Genomic DNA, 715 nt, shown 5'->3' on the forward strand with positions numbered 1-715 from the left:
GGGTCGGGGTGCCGGTGCCGCCGAAGTCGACGTCCGAGCAGGTGTAGAACGCCTCGTCGCTGTAGGCGACCCGCTGCCAGATCGAGTACAGGACGTGGCGGCCGGTCCGCGGCGGGATGTTGAGCGTCCACTTGGTGTACGTCGTCGGGTTCACGTGCGTGTATGACGCCAGCGGGACGAGGTCGGCCCAGCGCAGCGGCTGCGTCGGGTCCCAGCCCTCGCGGGTGATGTAGAACTCGAAGTTGCTGTCGGCGTGCGGCGCGGTCGCGTGGTAGGTGATCGTCTGCGGCCCGGCCTTCATCGGCGTGGCGGGCCAGTCGGCGCGCTGCAGGTCGAGGCCGCGGAACTTCGCCCGGCCCGCGCTGCACAGCTGGCCGTCCGGGATGATCTCCCGGCTGCGGCCGCCGGCGTTCAGCAGCGACACCTCGTTCCAGTCGTAGAACGCCTGCGTGCCGCTGGCCGCGACCGCCGCCTTGCACGCGTCCGACTGCGGGGTCTCGGGGTCCTCCAGGAAGCAGGTGTAGACGCGGCTCGGCGGGTCGGACATCGTGCCGTGCGCGCTGGCGGCCGTCGCGCCGCCGAGCACGACCAGCGCGGACGCGGCCGGCACGGCGAGCGCGACCGCGGCGGCCCTGGGACGGATCGATCTCATGTGCTTCTTCCTCCGTGGGGGTGGGATGCCGTGAGGCGGTTGGGGAAGGACGCGGGGGTCAGG

1 protein-coding gene is annotated in these 715 nt (G+C 72.3%); it reads right to left on the reverse strand.

What is annotated here, in order from left to right; genetic code table 11:
* Positions 1 to 652: lytic polysaccharide monooxygenase auxiliary activity family 9 protein (locus ETD96_RS44180; protein WP_138642404.1), on the reverse strand; the 652-nt coding region annotated here is incomplete at its 3' end.
* Positions 653 to 715 lie beyond the last annotated feature (63 nt).

It is taken from the genome of Actinomadura geliboluensis, assembly GCF_005889745.1.
Taxonomy (GTDB): domain Bacteria; phylum Actinomycetota; class Actinomycetes; order Streptosporangiales; family Streptosporangiaceae; genus Spirillospora; species Spirillospora geliboluensis.